The following is a 16,450-nucleotide window of genomic DNA, read 5'->3' as shown; positions in this document are numbered from 1 at the left end:
TTATGTTGTTGTGCTGGCCGCCCGTTGCCTCAACTTTAACCATTGCCCGGCTCCCATGCCAGCTTTTCGGCCGGTGCAGAAGCAGGCGGTGAGCAGATAGCCGCCGGTGGGTGCCTCCCAGTCCAGCATTTCGCCGGCGCAGAAGAGGCCGGGCCGCTGCCGCAGCATGAGCTGCTCGTCCAGCTCCTCCAGGCGCACGCCGCCGGCGCTGCTGATGGCTTCGTCCAGAGGGCGGGGAGCCACCAGCCGCAGGGGCAGGGCCTTGATGGCGGCAGCCAGGGCGGCCTCGTCCTGGAACCGCTCCTTGTCCAGGCATTCCCGCAGCAGGCCCATCTTCACCCCCTTCAGGCCCAGGCGGCTTTGCAGGTGGCTGGAGAGGGAACGGGAGCCCCGGGGGCGGCGCACCTCGGCCAGCACCCGCTCGGCGCTGTGGCCGGGCAGCAGGTCCAGGCTCAGGGTGGCGCTGCCGTCCCGCTCGATGAGGTCCCGCAGGGGGGCGGAGAGGGCGTAGATGAGGCCGCCCTCGACGCCGTCGGCACTGACCACGAATTCCCCCTGGCGGCGCCAGGCCCGGCCGTCGGGGCCGCTGCAGGCGGCCACCACCGGCTTCACCGGCTGGCCGGCGAAATGCTCCCGGAAGTGGGGGCTCCAGGCGGCGTCGAAGCCGCAGTTGGCCGGTCGCAGGGGCGCCACGGCAATGCCGGCCCGGGCCAGGGTGGGCACCCAGGCGCCGTCCGAGCCCAGCTTGGCCCAGCTGCCGCCGCCCAGGGCCAGCACCGTGGCGGCGGGCTTTACTTCAATTTCCCCTGCCGGCGTGGCAAAGCGCAGGGCGCCGTCGGCGCTCCAGCCGAGCCAGCGGTGCCGCACCTGGAAGGCGACGCCTTCCTGGCGCAGCCGGTGCAGCCAGGCCCGCAGCAGGGGCGCCGCCTTCATCTCGGTGGGGAAGACCCGGCCCGAGGTGCCGACGAAGGTGTCGACGCCCAGGCCGTGGATCCAGGCCCGCAGGGCCTCCGGGCCGAATTCCTGCAGCAGGGGCGCCAGCCGTTCCCGGGCGCTGCCGTAGCGTTCCTGGAAGGCGGCGAAGTCCTCGCTGTGGGTGATGTTCATGCCGCCCTTGCCGGCCATGAGGAACTTGCGTCCCACCGAGGGCATGGCCTCGTAGACGGTGACCTGGGCGCCGTCCCGGGCCAGCACTTCCGCCGCCATGAGCCCGGCCGGGCCGCCGCCGATGACGGCGACGTGGGGAGGAGGGGAGGGCATGGGGGTCATGGGCGGGACTCGGGCGGGACTCGGGCAGGGGCAAAAGAAGGCAAACCGGCCGCCATTCTAGGGCCGGCGCCGGGTCCGGGCAAAGCGCTTTGGTGGTCAGGGGCGGGGCGGCCTTGGTATAGTCGCGGGGTCATGCTTGCCTACCTCCTGCGTCGCCTCCTCTACGCCATCCCCATTCTCATCGGGGTGAACCTGCTCACCTTCGCCCTCTTCTTCGTCGTCAATACGCCGGACGACATGGCGCGCATGCAGCTGGGCGTGAAACGGGTGACCCCGGAAGCCATCGCCAAGTGGAAGGCGGAGCGGGGCTACGATGCCCCCCTCTTCTGGAACGGCGAGGCCGCCGGCCTGGAAAAGGCGACCCGTACCATTTTCTTCACCAAGTCGGCCCGGCTCTTCGTCGGCGACTTCGGCGCGGCGGAGGACGGCCGCGACATCGCCACCGAAATCCGCACCCGCATGGGGCCCTCCCTGGCCATCGCCATTCCCACCTTCATCCTGGGCCTGCTGGTGACCGTTTCCCTGGCCCTGCTGCTGGCCTTTTTCCGCGCCACGGCCCTGGATTTCTGGGGCGTCGTCGCCTGCGTCGCCATGATGTCCATCTCCGGCCTGTTCTACATCATCGGCGGCCAGTGGCTCATCTCCAAGGTGTGGCGGCTGGTGCCCATCTCCGGTTACGTGGAGGGCCTGGACGCCTGGAAATTCCTGCTCCTGCCGGTGGCCATCGGCGTCGTCGCCGGCATCGGCAGCAGCGCCCGCTGGTACCGCACCATCTTCCTTGAGGAAATGGGCAAGGACTACGTGCGCACCGCCCGGGCCAAGGGCCTCTCGGAGAGCGCCGTGATGTTCCGCCACGTGCTGCGCAACGCCATGATCCCCATCCTCACCGGGGTGGTGGTGGTGATTCCGTCATTGTTTCTCGGCGCACTAATTACAGAAGCTTTTTTTGGCATTCCCGGATTAGGTAGTTACACCATTGATGCCATCAAGAGTCAGGACTTTGCCGTAGTGCGTTCGATGGTCTTCATCGGCTCCGTGCTGTACATCGCCGGCCTGATCCTGACCGACATTTCCTACACCCTGGCGGACCCGCGGATTCGCTTCGACTGACATGGCCTTCCTTCCCGTCTTTCTCTGGTCCGACCTGGTCATCTGGCTGCTGGTGGCGGCCCTTGGCCTGCTGGCCTGGGGCGTGGCCCGCACGCCGCCCCTGCGCGCCGCCTGGGGCCGGGTGCTGCACAGCCGTACCGGCATGGCCTCTCTGGCAGTACTGGCGTTGTTCGTGGCAGTGGGTCTGCTGGACTCCGCCCATTACCGGCCCCGCCTGGCCGATGCCCCGCAGAACGGCCAGGGTGGCGGCGTTGCGGCGGCCCCGGCCTACGGGGTTGAAGTCCTTTCGCTCCTGGACGCCCTCCTGACGCCTCTGCGCACCCAGGTGGAAAAGACCTATTCGGCGCCCCTGGCGACCCGGGCCTACGCCAAGGAAATGCAGGAAGTCCGCCAGCCCGACGGCAGCCTGGTGCAGCAGCGGGACTTTCCCCGCCTCAAGTTCGGCGGCGCCCACCTGGGAACGGAGGAATCCGCCTGGGCCGGCGACGTGGCCCGGCGCCTGCTGCAGGGGTACGGCCTGGCGGCCCTGCTGTGGGGGGGGCTGGCGATTTTTCTCGTCGGCCGTCTGGCCCGGCGCCGGCAGTGTTCCTTCCGGCAGTCCTGGCGGGACCTGTGGTGGCGGCCGCCCACCAGTACGGCGCCGGCCTGGGATGCCTTGCTGCTGACCCTGGCCGGCCTCTTCCTGCTGCTCACGCCCCTGCTGGCCCTGGCACCGGAATACCATGTACTGGGTACCGATAAGGTGGGTCAGGATATCCTCTATTTGGTCTTGAAGAGTATCCGTACCTCACTTGTTATCGGTTTGGTCACTACCCTTGTAACTCTTCCTATTGGCGTATTGCTAGGTATCTCTGCTGGCTATTTTCGCGGTTGGGTGGATGACCTGATCCAGTATCTATATTCCACCCTGAACTCCATCCCGAGTGTGCTGCTCATCGCTGCTGCCGTGCTGATGATGCAGGTGGTGATCGACACCCATCCGGAGTGGTTCGCCACCGCCGCCGAGCGGGCCGACCTGCGCCTCTTGGCCCTCTGCTTCATCCTCGGCATGACCAGCTGGACCGGCCTGGCCCGCCTGCTGCGGGGCGAGGCCCTGAAGCTGTCCCAACTCGAGTACATCCAGGCGGCTCAGTCCTTCGGCGTTTCCTCCTGGCGCATCCTGCTGCGTCACATCCTGCCCAACGTCATGCACATCGTGCTGATTGCCTTGGTCATGGACTTTTCCTCTCTAGTGATGACTGAGGCTGTTCTTTCATATTTGGAAATTGGAGTTGATCCGACCATGGTCAGCTTTGGGTCGTTGATCAACAACGCCCGCATGGAACTGGCCCGGGAGCCCATGGTGTGGTGGTCCCTGGCCGCCGCCTTCGTTTTCATGTTCATCCTGGTCCTGGCCGCCAACCTCTTCGCCGACGTGGTGCGGGACGCTTTCGATCCGAGGGCCGCCTGATGTCCGACCTGCTTTCCGTCCGCAACCTCAAGGCCGGCTTCCTCGCCGGCGGCCGGGTGCTCACCGCCGTGGACGGCGTCTCCTTCGCCGTGGCCCCCGGCGAGACCTTCGCCCTGCTCGGCGAATCCGGCTGCGGCAAGTCCGCCACCGCCCTGGCCCTGTTGCGCCTGCTGCCCAACGCCGGGCGCATCCAGGGCGGCGAGGTGTGGCTGGAAGGGGAGGAAATCCTGGCCCTGCCCGAAGCGGCCATGCGCGACCGCCGCGGCAGCGCCGCCGCCATGATCTTCCAGGAGCCGGCCACCAGCCTCAATCCGGTGCTGACCATCGGCCGCCAGATCGGCGAATCCCTGGAACGGCACCGGGGCATGAAGGGCGAGGCGGCCCGCCGGGAAGCCCTGGCCCTGCTCACCGCCGTCGGCATCGCCGACCCGGAGCGGCGGCTGGAGGAATATCCCTTCCAGCTCTCCGGCGGCATGAAGCAGCGGGCCATGATCGCCATCGCCCTGGCCGGGGAGCCGCGCCTGCTCATCGCCGACGAGCCGACCACGGCCCTGGACGTGACCATCCAGGCCCAGATTCTCGACCTGCTGGCCAGGCTGCAGGCGGAACGGGCCATGGGCATGCTGCTCATCACCCACGACCTGGGCGTGGTGGCCCGCAGCGCCCACCGGGTCGGCGTCATGTACGCCGGCGAAATCGTCGAGACGGCCCCCCGCCAGGAGTTTTTCGCCAGCCCGCGCCACCCCTATACGCAAAAGCTCTTCGCTGCCCTGCCGGACCTGGGCCAGCGGGGCGCCCAGCTGGCCACCATTCCCGGCCAGGTGCCGGGCCTGGCCGCCATGCCCGCCGGCTGCCGCTTCGCCCCCCGCTGCCCGGTGGCCATGGACCGCTGCCGGCTGGAAAGCCCGGGCTGGACAGAGCTTGAAGCAGGTCATCAGGTGCGCTGCCATTGGGTGGCCCAGCAGCTGCCGGGTGGCGAGCAGCGCCTGCCGGACCTGCCCGCCGCGCCACCGGCTGCTGCCGCTGCCGCCGACGCCGCCCGGGAAAACCTGCTGGCCGTGGGCGAACTGAAGGTCCATTTCCCCATCCGCAAGGGCCTCTTCAAGCGCACCGTGGGCCACGTCAAGGCGGTGGACGGGGTGTCCCTGGAACTGCAGCGGGGCCGTACCCTGGCCCTGGTGGGCGAATCCGGCTGCGGCAAGACCACCGCCGGCAAGGCCGTGCTGCGCCTGCTGCCGGCCACCGGCTCGGTGCGGCTCGATGGTCGGGAGCTGCTGGGTCTGCCGGAGCGGGAACTGAAGCCCCTGCGCCGGCGCATGCAGATGGTGTTCCAGGACCCCTTTGCCTCCCTCAACCCCCGCCTCACCGTGGGGGAGATCATCGAGGAAGGCATGACCGCCTTGCGGGTGGCCGCCAGCCGGGACGAACGGCGGGCGGCCCTGGCCGCCCTGCTGGAATCGGTGGGCCTGCCGGCGGAGGCTCTGGGCCGCTATCCCCACGAATTTTCCGGCGGCCAGCGCCAGCGCATCGCCATCGCCCGGGCCCTGGCGGTGCAGCCCGAACTGCTGGTGTGCGACGAGCCCACCTCGGCCCTGGACGTTTCCGTGCAGGCCCAGATTCTCAACCTGCTGCGCCGCCTGCAGGAGGAACTGGGGCTGGCCTATCTTTTCATCACCCACAACTTCGCCGTGGTGGAATACCTGGCCCACGACGTGGCGGTGATGTACCTGGGCCGCATCGTCGAGCAGGGGCCGGTGCAGCAGGTGCTGGCGGCTCCCTGCCATCCCTATACCCGGGCCCTGCTCTCGGCCGTGCCCGAGCCCCGCCTGGCGGGGCAGCGGGAAATGGTGCGCCTGCCCGGCGAAACGCCGTCCCCGGCGCGGCCGCCCCAGGGCTGCCATTTCCATCCCCGCTGCGCCCAGGCCAGCGAGCGCTGCCGCCAGGAGTATCCGGCCCCCAGCACCCAGGCCGGCGGCGTGGTGGTGCGCTGCCATCTCTATCCGGCGGACTAGCCGCAAAACAAGCACCCCTGCAAGGCAGAAGGGACGCCATTCTCCACCGTGCCATGGTGGAAAGTGGCGTCCCTTCTGCCTTTGCGGCCTGGGTTTTTTCCGGGTTCCTTAGCCGTCTCCCAGGCGCCGCAGGGAGAGGGCGATGCCCAGCACCACCGCCACGCAGGCCAGCAGGGTGGCCACCACTCCCGGCCAGCCGCCATGGATCCAGGGCCAGCCCGTGGCGCTGCCGATGACGCTGCCGCCCAGGTAATAGCTGGACAGGTACAGGGCGGAGACCAGCCCCCGCCGCGGCCCGGCCCGGCGTCCCACCCAGCCGCTGGCCACCGCATGCACGGCGAAATAGCCGAAGGTGAACACGGCCAGGCCGAGGATGATCAGGGGCAGGGCCGCGGCTAGGGTGAGGCCGATGCCGGCGGCCATGGTCAGGCTCATCAGCAGCACGATGCGGCTGCGTCCGATGCGGTCCGCCAGGTGGCCGGCCAGGGCCGAGGAGGCGCTGCCCACGGCGTAGAGCAGAAAGATGGCTCCGATGGCCGCCGGGCCCAGGCCGTAGGGCGGCAGGCTGAGGCGGAAGCCCAGGTAGTTGTAGATGCCGACGAAGCTGCCCATGATGAGGAAGGCGGTGACGAACAGCCAGGGCAGGCCCGGGTCGGCGTAGATGCGGCCCACGTCCGCCAGCAGCAGGCGGGGCTTCAGGGAGCGGGGCCTGAAGTGTTGGGCCGGCGGCAGCAGGCGCCAGAAGGTGAAGGCCGCCAGCAGCCCCAGCAGGCCCAGGGCTCCCAGGCCGTGGCGCCAGTCCCACCAGCCCGTCACCAGGGCCGAGAGAAAGCGCCCGGACATGCCGCCCAGGGCGTTGGCGGCGATGTAGAGGCCCATGGCCCGGCCTCGGGCGTGGGGGGCGATCTCTTCCCCCAGGTAGGCCATGGCGGCGGCGGGTACCCCGGCAATGCAGGCGCCCAGCAGGGCCCGGCACAGCACCAGCAGGTGGAAGTCCGGCATGAAGGCGGAGGCGCAGGCGAACAAGGCGGCCCCCAGCAGCCCCAGGCGCATCAGCCGTTCCCGGCCATAGCGGTCGGCGATGAGGCTCAGGGGAATGAGCAGCAGGGCCATGGAAAGGGTGCCGGCGGCGACGCTGAAACTGGCGCTGGCCGGGGAGATGCCAAACTCGTGGGTGAGCTGGGGCAGCACCGGCTGGGTGCCGTAAAGCAGGGCGAAGCAGGTGAAGCCGCCGGTGGCCAGGGCCAGGTTGGCGCGACGGAAGGCGGGAGTGCCGGCTTGCAGCCCTCCGTTATCGGCGGCTGCAGCGGTGGAAGACGTGGGGGTCATGGTCAGCGAGTGGAGGCCGGGTTCCGGGGCGGCCAGGCGCGGCCCGGCGCCGGCAGGGACGGCGGCGAAGGCTTGAATTCTACGCCCCGCCGCAATCCCGCCGGAGCGGGGATATCCGTACTTGAAGCACTGGAGATGACGGTGTAGGGCTGCACCTGCAGGTGGCGGCAGCTTAGGCGCGCCACAACGTAGCCGTCGGGGAAAGGTGGCGGAAGGCGGAAAATCCTTGCCGCGCCCCGTCGGCCAAAAGAAAAGGCGCCCGCAGGCGCCTTTATCCGTCGTCCTTCGGCCTCAGTCGTTCTGGGCCAGCTGGATGGTGATGGTCTGGCCCGGTTTCAGGTTGCCCGGAGCCACCTTGTTCCAGCGCTTGATGTCGTCCGCTTCCACCTTGAACTTCTTGGCGATGCCGGCCAGGGTGTCGCCCTTGCGGATGGTGTAGCGGGCCACCTTGGCCTTGGCGGCAGCGGCCTTGGCATTGGCCGGGGCCTTGTCGTTCTTGCTCAGCTTGAGGTTCTTGCCTTCCAGGGTGGCGCTGACGCGGCCGTTGGCCGGGGCGCTGGCCACCGTGGTCTTGGCGGCAGCAGCGGGAGCAGCGACGGCGGGGGCCACGGTGAGCTTGGTGCCGGCGGCCATGTTGCGGCCCAGCTTGTTCCAGCGCTTCAGCTCGTCCACGGAAACGTCGTAGCGGCGGGCGATGGAGAAGAGGGTGTCGCCTTTCTTGACCACGTGGAACTTGGCCGGCTGGGCCCGGGGTTCGTTGCGGGAGTCGGCACGGGAATCAGCGCGGGCGTCGCTGCGGGCGGGTGCGGTTTCGGCTGCCGGCGGGGTGAAGGAGGCGACGGCGAGGTCGCCTTCGATGCCGTCCCGGGCCGGGACCAGCAGGGTGGTGCCGGCGCCTACCTTGGCCTTGGGCGGCAGGCCGTTCACCGTCTTCAGGTGGGCTACGGAGACGCCCAGGCGGGCTGCCACCTTGTCCAGCTTTTCCCCGGCCTTGAGGGTGTAGGAGGTCCAGGAGGAGAGGGGGGCTTCGTTGTTTTCCAGGTTGGCGCGGAAGCGCTCCACCTTTTCCGCCGGCAGCACCAGGGGACGGTCGGCCTTGATCACCGGGCGGTTATGGGCCGGGTTGAGGGCGACGAATTCATCCACCGGCATTTCCGCCAGCTTGGCCGCCACCTTCACGTCCATGTCGGCCGGCTTGGCCACGGCGGCGAAGTAGGGCTGGTTGGGAATCTGGGGCAGGTCCAACTGGGCCAGCAGGCGGGGGTTGGAGAGGATGTTCTTGAGGGCCTGCAGCTTGGGCACGTAGTTGCGGGTTTCCGCCGGCATGGTCAGGTTTTCGTAATCTGTCGGCAGACCCTTGGCCCGGTTCTTGGCGATGGCCCGGCCGACGGCGCCTTCGCCCCAGTTGTAGGAAGCCAGGGCCAGCTGCCAGTCGCCGTGCATCTCGTAGATGGTCTGCAGATAGTCCAGGGCGGCGGAGGTGGAGGCGATGATGTCGCGCCGGTCGTCCACCCACCAGTTCTGTTCCAGCTTGAAGTTCTTGCCGGTGGAGGGAATGAACTGCCACAGGCCGGAAGCGTGGCTGCGGGAATAGGCCATGGGGTTGTAGGCGCTTTCCACCATGGGCAGCAGGGCCAGTTCCATGGGCATGCCGCGCTTCTCGATGGCCTCGACGATGTGGAACATGTAGCGGCGGCTGCGTTCGACCATGCGTCGCACGTAATCGGGCCGGTTCATGTACCACTGCTGGTGGGTCAGCACCAGGTCGTTGTTCAGGTTCGGCATGCCGAAGCCGTTGCGGATGCGTTCCCATAGGTTGTCGGGGGAGGCGGTGAGGTCGATGGTGCGGGGTAACTGGGGGATCGGCGCGATCTCCTCCACCGGCAGGCTGCCATCGTTCTGGACCGGGCTGGCTTCGGGGCGGGCGGACAGTTCGGTGCGGGACGGCACCATGGACTGCAGGCTGGGCGCGAAGGAAAGCGTCAGGGGCTGGTCGTTGGCCTGGGCGGGAGTGGCGGCGAAGAGGGCGCCGCAGGCCAGGGCCGGGAGGGAACGATGGAGTTGCCGGATGAAGCGGAGGGTGCAGCCTAGCGTGTCGTCGAGCGTCATAGATTCTCTTTGTCTGCTGTTCCCCGCCAGGCGGGGGGATTCCCGAGGGCCGGCACGGCAGGCGGGCCGGGCGTCGGGCACGACGTTTCAGGATGACCTAATCGCGGAATTATACCCTATGAAAAGAAGGGGATATCCGCTGCCAAAGGTAAAAAATCCAGGCCGTTGGAATGACGTACGGTCTTTACCGGAGGCGTTGCCACAGGGCCTCCAGGGTGGCGGCAGCCCCCTGGGTGATGTGGTGGTCGGCGAAGGGGCTGACGGGCGTGGTGCCCGGATTGATCTCCACCGTGGTGATGCCCTGCTCGCTGGCCCACAGCACCGGTTCGGCCACATAGGGAAAGAGGCTGGAAGTGCCGATGGAAAAGACCATGTCGGGGCCGGCATCCAGGGTGCGGAGCAGCTGTTCCATTTCCATCTGCGGCAGGGATTCGCCGAAAAGCACCACCCGGGGCCGTACCAGGGCGTTACAGCGGGGGCAGGCCGGCGGCAGTTCCAGATCGGAGAAGCTGTCCACTTCCACCTCGTAACTGCAGCGGGTGCAGTGCAGATGATGCAGGCGACCGTGGATCTCGATGACGTCGGAAGAGCCGGCCTGGCGGTGCAGACCATCGATGTTCTGGGTGAAGACGGTGACCGCGGTGCCGCGCCGTTCCAGATCGGCGATGACCTGGTGGGCCCGGTTGGGGCGGGCGTCGCGGCAGGTGCGCTCGATCTGGGCCAGGTATTTCCAGGTGATCTGGGGATGCTGGTGCAGCATGGGGCCTGACAGCGCCTCTTCGATGGAGAAGCCTTCCGCCGTCAGGTCCTCCTCGTAGAGTCCGCCGACGCCCCGGTAGGTGGGCAGTCCCGAGTCGGCGGAGATGCCGGCGCCGGTGATGAAAAGGACGCGGCGGGCCTCTGCCAGTTCTTCGGCAACGGCATCCAGGGTGGCGGCTGTGTCCATGGCGGATTCCCGGAGATATGAGGAAATGGGGGCTGGAAACGAAAAAACCGGCCCAGGGCCGGTTTTTTCTATTTTGTTGGCGGAGTGGACGGGACTCGAACCCGCGACCCCCGGCGTGACAGGCCGGTATTCTAACCAACTGAACTACCACTCCAAACTGCTTTAACTCTGTACTGCGCTACCGATGCTGCCGGTACCACTTGAATCTGTGGCGTCCCCACGGGGATTCGAACCCCGGTTATCGCCGTGAAAGGGCGGTGTCCTAGGCCTCTAGACGATGGGGACCCTAGGTATCTTTCGCATTTGTATGGTGGAGGTACGCGGGATCGAACCGCGGACCTCTTGCATGCCATGCAAGCGCTCTCCCAGCTGAGCTATACCCCCGCCGCGAAAGAAGACCGAATTATAGGGAGCGTTTTTGGGGTTGTAAAGCCCTTTTGTGATTTTTTTTAAGAAAATCGCCATTCACCTGGATAAGTCCCTGTTTTGTCTCTTGCCGCGTACTCTTTGACGGGCTGTGGGCCTGATGGGGAAAGGCTCGTAGGGCGGTCGGGGGTGACAAGGGGAGGGCTGAAAAGCAAAAAGCCAGCATTTCTGCTGGCTTTTTGCTTTTAGCTGGCGGAGTGGACGGGACTCGAACCCGCGACCCCCGGCGTGACAGGCCGGTATTCTAACCAACTGAACTACCACTCCGAACTTCTGAAGCTTGCAACGGTAAAACTGGTGCCGCTTACAAAACTTAGGGCTTGCTGATTTTGTCGATCAGCAAGCCCTGCTGTAGGTGGCGTCCCCACGGGGATTCGAACCCCGGTTATCGCCGTGAAAGGGCGGTGTCCTAGGCCTCTAGACGATGGGGACCCTAGGTATCTTTCGCATTTGTATGGTGGAGGTACGCGGGATCGAACCGCGGACCTCTTGCATGCCATGCAAGCGCTCTCCCAGCTGAGCTATACCCCCGCCGCGAAAGAAGGCCGAATTATAGGGAGCGTTTTTTAGCTTGTAAACCCTCTTCGCCAACTTTTTTTAAATTTTTGCTGCGGCCAGTCGTGCCAGCACCTTTTCCCGGGGGAACAGGGCCACCACTGCATCCACGGACGGGGTCTGGGCCTGACCGGTGAGCAGCACCCGCAGGGGCATGGCCAGCTTGGGCATCTTCAGGCCGTGTTTGGCCACGGTCTCCTTGATCAGGGCGCCGATGGCCGGCGCTTCCCAATTGACGCCCTGGACGCCGGCAATGAAGTCGGCCAGGGCCGGCTTGGCTTCCTCGCTGAGGTGCTGGGCCAGCAGTTCGGCGTTGGGGTGGATGTCGATGTAGAACACCTCGGCCGCATCCGCCAGCTCATTCAGGGTATGCACCCGTTCCTTGTAGAGGGCGATGATGGATTCCAGGGCCGGCACCGGCGCCGGCGTGATGCCCCGGGCCGCCAGGCGCGGGCGCACCAGGTCGGCCAGGCGGCCGTTGTCGGCCTGCTTGATGTAGTGGGCGTTGAGCCAGTTCAGCTTTTCCGTATTGAACTGGGCGGCCGACGGGGTGATGTGGTCCAGATCGAACCACTGGCAGAACTGTTCCATGGAGAACACTTCGTCGTCGCCATGGGACCAGCCCAGGCGGCCCAGGTAGTTGAGCACCGCTTCCGGCAGATAGCCGTCCTCGTCGTACTGCATGACGGAAACGGCGCCATGGCGCTTGGACAGCTTCTGGCCGTCGTCGCCCAGGATCATGGAAAGGTGGGCGTACTGGGGCACGCTGGCGCCCAGGGCCTGCAGCACATTGATCTGGCGCGGGGTGTTGTTCACGTGGTCATCGCCGCGGATGACCTGGGTGATGCCCATGTCCCAGTCGTCCACCACCACGCAGAAGTTATAGGTGGGGGTGCCGTCGGCCCGGGCGATGATGAAGTCGTCCAGCTCGCTGTTGCTGATCTCGATGCGGCCCTTGACCAGGTCGTCCCAGGTCACCACGCCGTCCACCGGGTTCTTGAAGCGCACCACCGGCTGGATGCCGGAAGGCGGGGTGGGCAGGGTCTTGCCCGGCTCCGGGCGCCAGCGGCCGTCGTAGCGGGGCTTTTCGCCCTTGGCCCGCTGGGCTTCGCGGATCTGTTCCAGTTCTTCGGGGGAGGTGTAGCAGTGGTAGGCGGTGCCGGCTTCCAGCATCTGCTGGATCACTTCCTTGTACCGGTAGATGCGCTGCATCTGGTAGAAGGGGCCTTCGTCGTGCTCCAGGCCGAGCCAGTTCATGCCGTCGATGATGGCCTGCACGGCTTCCGGGGTGGAACGGGCCACGTCCGTATCCTCGATGCGCAGCACGAACTTGCCCCCGTGGCGGCGGGCGTAGGCCCAGGAGAAGAGGGCGGTGCGGGCGCCGCCGATGTGCAGATAACCGGTGGGGCTGGGGGCGAAACGGGTACGGATCATGGTGGGTGTCTGGCGTTGAACAAAAGAAGGCTATTGTAATGGATGCCATGGACGCCGGTCCCGGCAGCGGGCGCTCCGGGGGAGAAAAGATGTTTTTTTCAAAAACGTTTGACCACCCGAAATTGTTGTGGTCTAATGCGCACCTCTTCGACGCACCGGGTGGTTAGCTCAGCGGTAGAGCACTGCCTTCACACGGCAGGGGTCACAGGTTCAATCCCTGTACCACCCACCAGAAACCTCTGGAAAACGACGGTGTGACGAAAAACAAAAAGCTGCCTTTTGGCGGCTTTTTTGCTTTTTGCCTTCCGCTCGGGCAAAAAGCCCCATCTCCGCTACTCCTGTCGATGCCCTTTGCGGCCTCAGACTCGTCCCCCGGTTTTCCCCTTTCGTCATCATCCCCCTGCCTGCTCCGTGCCGGCTGTCGGTGTTTCCTACTGCTGTTTCGTCCGGGTTGCCGAAACCTTCGTTGCCGAGAAGAGCCTTGCCATCGGTACCAAGAGCTTTGCATTGGCCAAGTTTTTCGCGGAGCTTTTTGCTGGGCATGCCCGCTACTTCGATGTGGGGAGCAGCCATAACGCAGGCCAAGGGGGCCGCTCCCTCGCTCCAACCAAACCGCAACCAGTTCCTTGCTCCGGCAGCAGGAGACCTACGTTGTTTTTCAAGTTGTCCGGAGGCTTTCCCGTGGCAAAAAGGTTTTCGTAGAATCTGCCCCCTCGTTGAACCTGGAGAGGAAAAAGCCTATGAAAAAAAACCTCGCTATCGTTGTCGCTGCAGTCGCCCTGTCTGGTTGCGCAACCTTTGGTCAGCTTGAGGATGGTCTCAATGCCTTGGTAGGACGACATGAGAAGGAAGCATTCAGTGCTCTCGGCTATCCGAACAGTAAGCAGGAGTTTTCCGGGGATACGGTCTATTACTGGGGAGAAAGCCGGAATTCAGCAGTTTTTATGCCCCAAACGGCGACTACGACTGGATATGTAGGACGCACGCCGGTTTTTGGAACCACAACCTCGTCTCAACTGGTGCCTGTTAGCTATAACTGCACCATCAAATTAGTTGTGGGGGAGGACAAGGTCATCAAGGATTGGGAGTTCAGCGGCAATCTGGCTGGATGCGAACCGTATATCAAAAGGGTCAAGAGCTACACCAAGGGTGGGCAATCGTGACCATCCAATCCGGTCCTCCGCTGGGGGAGTCTGGCGCAGTTCGTCGATTCATGCGCCGGTGGAAATCCCACCGGCGAGAGCTTGTGATGTGGCCCATCTGCAGCCACCGGGTGCTGTCTTCGATACGCGCTTCAGACTCGTCTTCTCTGCTTCAGGGGAATCGTAGCCATCCCGCCCCCCAGGGACAGCCTCGGAAAAGACTTCAGCCGGTGGTTTTTGCAGCCCAGGGATTGATTTGGATGGCCAGATCTACTGGCCTTCCACCGGAGTGCTGGGCGCCGGGGCGTTGGGCGGCGGCGGGGCCAGGGGATTGAAGCCCGGTTCGCCGTAGCGGTTGGCCTCTTCCGGCGGTGGCGCCGGGGGCGGTTCGACGGGCAGGGGCTCGGGTTGCGGCGGCGGGCTGGCCGGGGCGGGTGTGCGGCGGGGGCTGTGGGGCGGAGGAACTTCCGGCGCGGGGGCCAGCAGTCGGGTTAACCAGTCCCGGCCCCAGGCCAGGACGCGGGTGAACAGGCTGCTGTCCTCGGGTTCGGCGAAGCGGGCCTTGGCGTCGATCTGGCGCGAGCGCAGGGCCTGCTGGAAGAAATCGCCCACCATGGGCAGGGCGCTGTGGGCGCCCTGGCCCCAGTAGTCGCTGCGCAGGGTGATGCGGGCATCGTTGAATCCGACCCAGGCGCCGGCCACCAGCTGGGGGTGCATGAGGATGAACCAGCCGTCCGTGTTGTCCTGGGTGGTGCCGGTCTTGCCGGCCACGTCGGCGCGGATGCCGAAGCGGCTGCGGATGGCGCTGCCGGTGCCCCGGTCGATGACGCCGCGCATGGTGTCCACCAGGGTGTAGGCCACCTTGGGTGGCAGGGCCGGTTCCGGGTCCGCCGGGGCGAATTCGGCCAGGATCTTGCCCTTGCCGTTTTCGATGCGGCTCACCAGCACCGGCTCCAGGTAGCCGCCGCCGTTGGCGATGGTGCCGTAGGCGGCGACCATTTCCCGGAGGCTCACCGGGCTGGTGCCCAGGGCCAGGGAGGGCACCGTTTCCAGCCGGCTCTGGCGGATGCCCATGGCCTGGGCCAGGCGGGCGACCCGCACCGCGCCCACTTCCTGCATCAGCTGGGCGGTGACGGTGTTTTTCGACAGGGCCAGGGCGGTGGCCAGAGTAATGGGCTGGTTGCTGGGCGGCTCGTGGTCGGCGGGGCGCCAGATTTCGCCGCCGGCCAGGGGGATTTCCACGGCCTGGTCCATGCGACTGTCGCCGGGCTGGGCGCCCCGCAGGAAGGCGGCGCCATAGACGAAGGGCTTGAAGGTGGAGCCGGGCTGGCGCTTGGCCTGCTGCACGTGGTCGAAGGCGTCCTGGCTGAAATCCCGGCTGCCGACCCAGGCCCGGACCTGGCCGTTGCGCGGGTCCAGGGCGAGGAAGCCGGCCTGGATGCGGGTCTTCTGCTGGCGCAGGGCGGCCATGAAGGCCTTGTCGGCAAGGAGTTTCTTCAGTGCCTCCTCCTGGCCCAGGCCGGCGGCGACGGCGCTGCGGAATTCCGGCGTTTCGCCCACCAGGGTGCGCACCAGGGGATTGGCGGCGTTCCAGCCGCCGCGGCGGTTCCAGGCCGCATCGGCCTGGTTCTGCAGCACGTAGCCCTGGCGCGCCACGGCCTGGTTGGCCCAGGCCTGCAGGCGGGAATCCAGGGTGGTGTACACCACCAGGCCGTCGGCGTAGGCGTTGTAGCCATGGTCGTCGGCCCAGGCGATGAGCCATTTGCGCAGCTGCTGGGCGAAGTGGGGGGCCGGGCCTTCCGGCTCGCTCTGGCGTTCGAAGTCCAGGCGCAGGGGTTTTTTCTTCAGGCCGTCGAACTGGGCCGGGGAGAGTCGCTCCCGCTTCACCATCTGGGCCAGCACCGTGTTGCGCCGCTGCACCGCCCGTTCCGGGTTGAGCACCGGGTTGTAGTAGCTGTTGCCCTTGAGCATGCCCACCAGGGTGGCGCTCTGCAGCACGTCCAGGTTGCCGGCGGAGGTGTCGAAATAGGTGCGGGCCGCCATTTCGATGCCGTAGGCGTTGTAGAGGAAGGGCACCGTATTCAGGTAGGTCTCGAGGATTTCCTCTTTGGTATACAGGGCCTCGATCTTGAGGGCGGTGATGGCCTCTTTCAGCTTGCGCGTCAGGGTGGGGGCCCGGCCGATTTCGTCCGGGTAGAGATTGCGGGCCAGCTGCTGGGTCAGGGTGGAGCCGCCCTGGCGGTCGCCGGAAAAGGTGTTGAGGGCGGCGCCGGCGGTGCGGCGCCAGTCGATGCCGTGGTGCTGGTAGAAGCGGTGGTCCTCGGTGGCGATGAGGGCCTCCACCACCCGGGGCGACACCTGGGCCAGCTTCACCCATTCCCGGTTGGCCCGCTTGAACACGGCCAGTTCCTTGCCGTCGGCGCTGAGGATGCGGGCCGGCTGCTCCTGCTTGGCCTTGCGCAGGTCGCTGATGCCCGGGGTGAAGGGGATCAGCAGCAGGGTATAGGCCAGCAGCAGGGCCAGCAGCAGGGCCGGCGGCAGGGCCAGGAGCAGCAGCACGCCGCGCCAGCCGAGGCGGCGCAGGCGTTGCCAGTAGTCGAGGAGAAGGGTCTGGAGGCGAACGGGGAAGGTGTGGGGATTCAAGGGCTGGATCGCTTTCCGCTGTCTG

General features: G+C 66.5%; 11 protein-coding genes and 7 tRNA genes. 5 read left to right on the top strand and 13 right to left on the bottom strand.

Annotated features, from left to right (window positions below; translation table 11 throughout):
• Positions 1-1,269, bottom strand: coding sequence for a TIGR03862 family flavoprotein (locus tag AC3QLZ_RS03040; RefSeq protein WP_014237822.1), 1,269 nt, complete (start codon positions 1,267-1,269; stop codon positions 1-3).
• 132 nt (positions 1,270-1,401) lie between these two features.
• Here AC3QLZ_RS03040 and AC3QLZ_RS03035 point away from each other — a divergent pair, with 132 nt between their 5' ends.
• The 3 genes from AC3QLZ_RS03035 to AC3QLZ_RS03025 are packed head-to-tail and all read left to right on the top strand — an operon-like array spanning position 1,402 to position 5,841.
• A complete protein-coding gene (locus tag AC3QLZ_RS03035) occupies positions 1,402-2,379 on the top strand; it encodes an ABC transporter permease (RefSeq protein ID WP_014237821.1) in 978 nt (325 codons plus the stop codon).
• A 1-nt stretch (position 2,380) separates the two neighbouring features.
• Entirely contained in the window at positions 2,381-3,829 is a 1,449-nt protein-coding gene (locus tag AC3QLZ_RS03030) for an ABC transporter permease (protein WP_014237820.1), read from the top strand.
• Positions 3,829-5,841 carry an ABC transporter ATP-binding protein gene (locus AC3QLZ_RS03025; RefSeq protein ID WP_014237819.1) on the top strand — a complete coding sequence of 671 codons (2,013 nt, stop codon included), beginning with the start codon at positions 3,829-3,831 and terminating at the stop codon, positions 5,839-5,841. The genes AC3QLZ_RS03030 and AC3QLZ_RS03025 overlap by 1 nt, the downstream gene beginning before the upstream one ends.
• A gap of 108 nt (positions 5,842-5,949) precedes the next feature.
• On the opposite strand, the gene AC3QLZ_RS03020 is transcribed toward AC3QLZ_RS03025, so the two are convergent.
• From AC3QLZ_RS03020 to gltX, 10 genes are all read right to left on the bottom strand, one after another.
• A complete protein-coding gene (locus tag AC3QLZ_RS03020) occupies positions 5,950-7,170 on the bottom strand; it encodes an MFS transporter (protein WP_014237818.1) in 1,221 nt (406 codons plus the stop codon).
• A gap of 291 nt (positions 7,171-7,461) precedes the next feature.
• Positions 7,462-9,279 (bottom strand): lytic transglycosylase, encoded by a 1,818-nt coding sequence (locus tag AC3QLZ_RS03015; protein ID WP_014237817.1) that lies wholly within the window; start codon positions 9,277-9,279, stop codon positions 7,462-7,464.
• 184 nt (positions 9,280-9,463) lie between these two features.
• The gene (locus AC3QLZ_RS03010) at positions 9,464-10,225 is read right to left on the bottom strand and encodes an SIR2 family NAD-dependent protein deacylase (RefSeq protein WP_014237816.1); all 762 of its coding nucleotides are present in this window, start codon (positions 10,223-10,225) and stop codon (positions 9,464-9,466) included.
• A gap of 77 nt (positions 10,226-10,302) precedes the next feature.
• A tRNA-Asp gene (locus AC3QLZ_RS03005) sits at positions 10,303-10,379 on the bottom strand.
• Between the two features lie 55 nt (positions 10,380-10,434).
• Positions 10,435-10,510: transfer RNA gene (locus AC3QLZ_RS03000), tRNA-Glu, on the bottom strand.
• A 23-nt stretch (positions 10,511-10,533) separates the two neighbouring features.
• A tRNA-Ala gene (locus AC3QLZ_RS02995) sits at positions 10,534-10,609 on the bottom strand.
• Positions 10,610-10,841: 232 nt separating this feature from the next.
• A tRNA-Asp gene (locus tag AC3QLZ_RS02990) sits at positions 10,842-10,918 on the bottom strand.
• A gap of 89 nt (positions 10,919-11,007) precedes the next feature.
• Positions 11,008-11,083 (bottom strand) — tRNA-Glu (locus AC3QLZ_RS02985).
• Between the two features lie 23 nt (positions 11,084-11,106).
• A tRNA-Ala gene (locus AC3QLZ_RS02980) sits at positions 11,107-11,182 on the bottom strand.
• Between the two features lie 66 nt (positions 11,183-11,248).
• Entirely contained in the window at positions 11,249-12,640 is a 1,392-nt protein-coding gene (gltX, locus tag AC3QLZ_RS02975) for a glutamate--tRNA ligase (RefSeq protein ID WP_014237815.1), read from the bottom strand.
• A 157-nt stretch (positions 12,641-12,797) separates the two neighbouring features.
• On the opposite strand from gltX, the gene AC3QLZ_RS02970 reads away from it, so the two are divergent.
• A tRNA-Val gene (locus AC3QLZ_RS02970) sits at positions 12,798-12,872 on the top strand.
• Here the strand turns inward: AC3QLZ_RS02970 and AC3QLZ_RS02965 are convergent.
• The gene (locus AC3QLZ_RS02965; protein ID WP_157870646.1) at positions 12,851-13,183 is read right to left on the bottom strand and encodes a hypothetical protein; all 333 of its coding nucleotides are present in this window, start codon (positions 13,181-13,183) and stop codon (positions 12,851-12,853) included. The two genes, AC3QLZ_RS02970 and AC3QLZ_RS02965, sit on opposite strands and share 22 nt — an antisense overlap.
• A 197-nt stretch (positions 13,184-13,380) precedes the next feature.
• Here AC3QLZ_RS02965 and AC3QLZ_RS02960 point away from each other — a divergent pair, with 197 nt between their 5' ends.
• A complete protein-coding gene (locus AC3QLZ_RS02960; protein ID WP_157870645.1) occupies positions 13,381-13,803 on the top strand; it encodes a hypothetical protein in 423 nt (140 codons plus the stop codon).
• Positions 13,804-14,052: 249 nt separating this feature from the next.
• Here the strand turns inward: AC3QLZ_RS02960 and AC3QLZ_RS02955 are convergent, their stop codons facing one another.
• On the bottom strand, positions 14,053-16,425 hold the full coding sequence (locus tag AC3QLZ_RS02955; protein ID WP_014237814.1) for a penicillin-binding protein 1A: 2,373 nt from the start codon (positions 16,423-16,425) through the stop codon (positions 14,053-14,055).
• Positions 16,426-16,450 lie beyond the last annotated feature (25 nt).

This window comes from Azospira sp. MPR-LB4, from assembly GCF_058809525.1.
The sequence above is the reverse complement of the archived record's forward strand: the minus strand, read 5'-3'. Positions and strand labels throughout refer to the sequence as shown.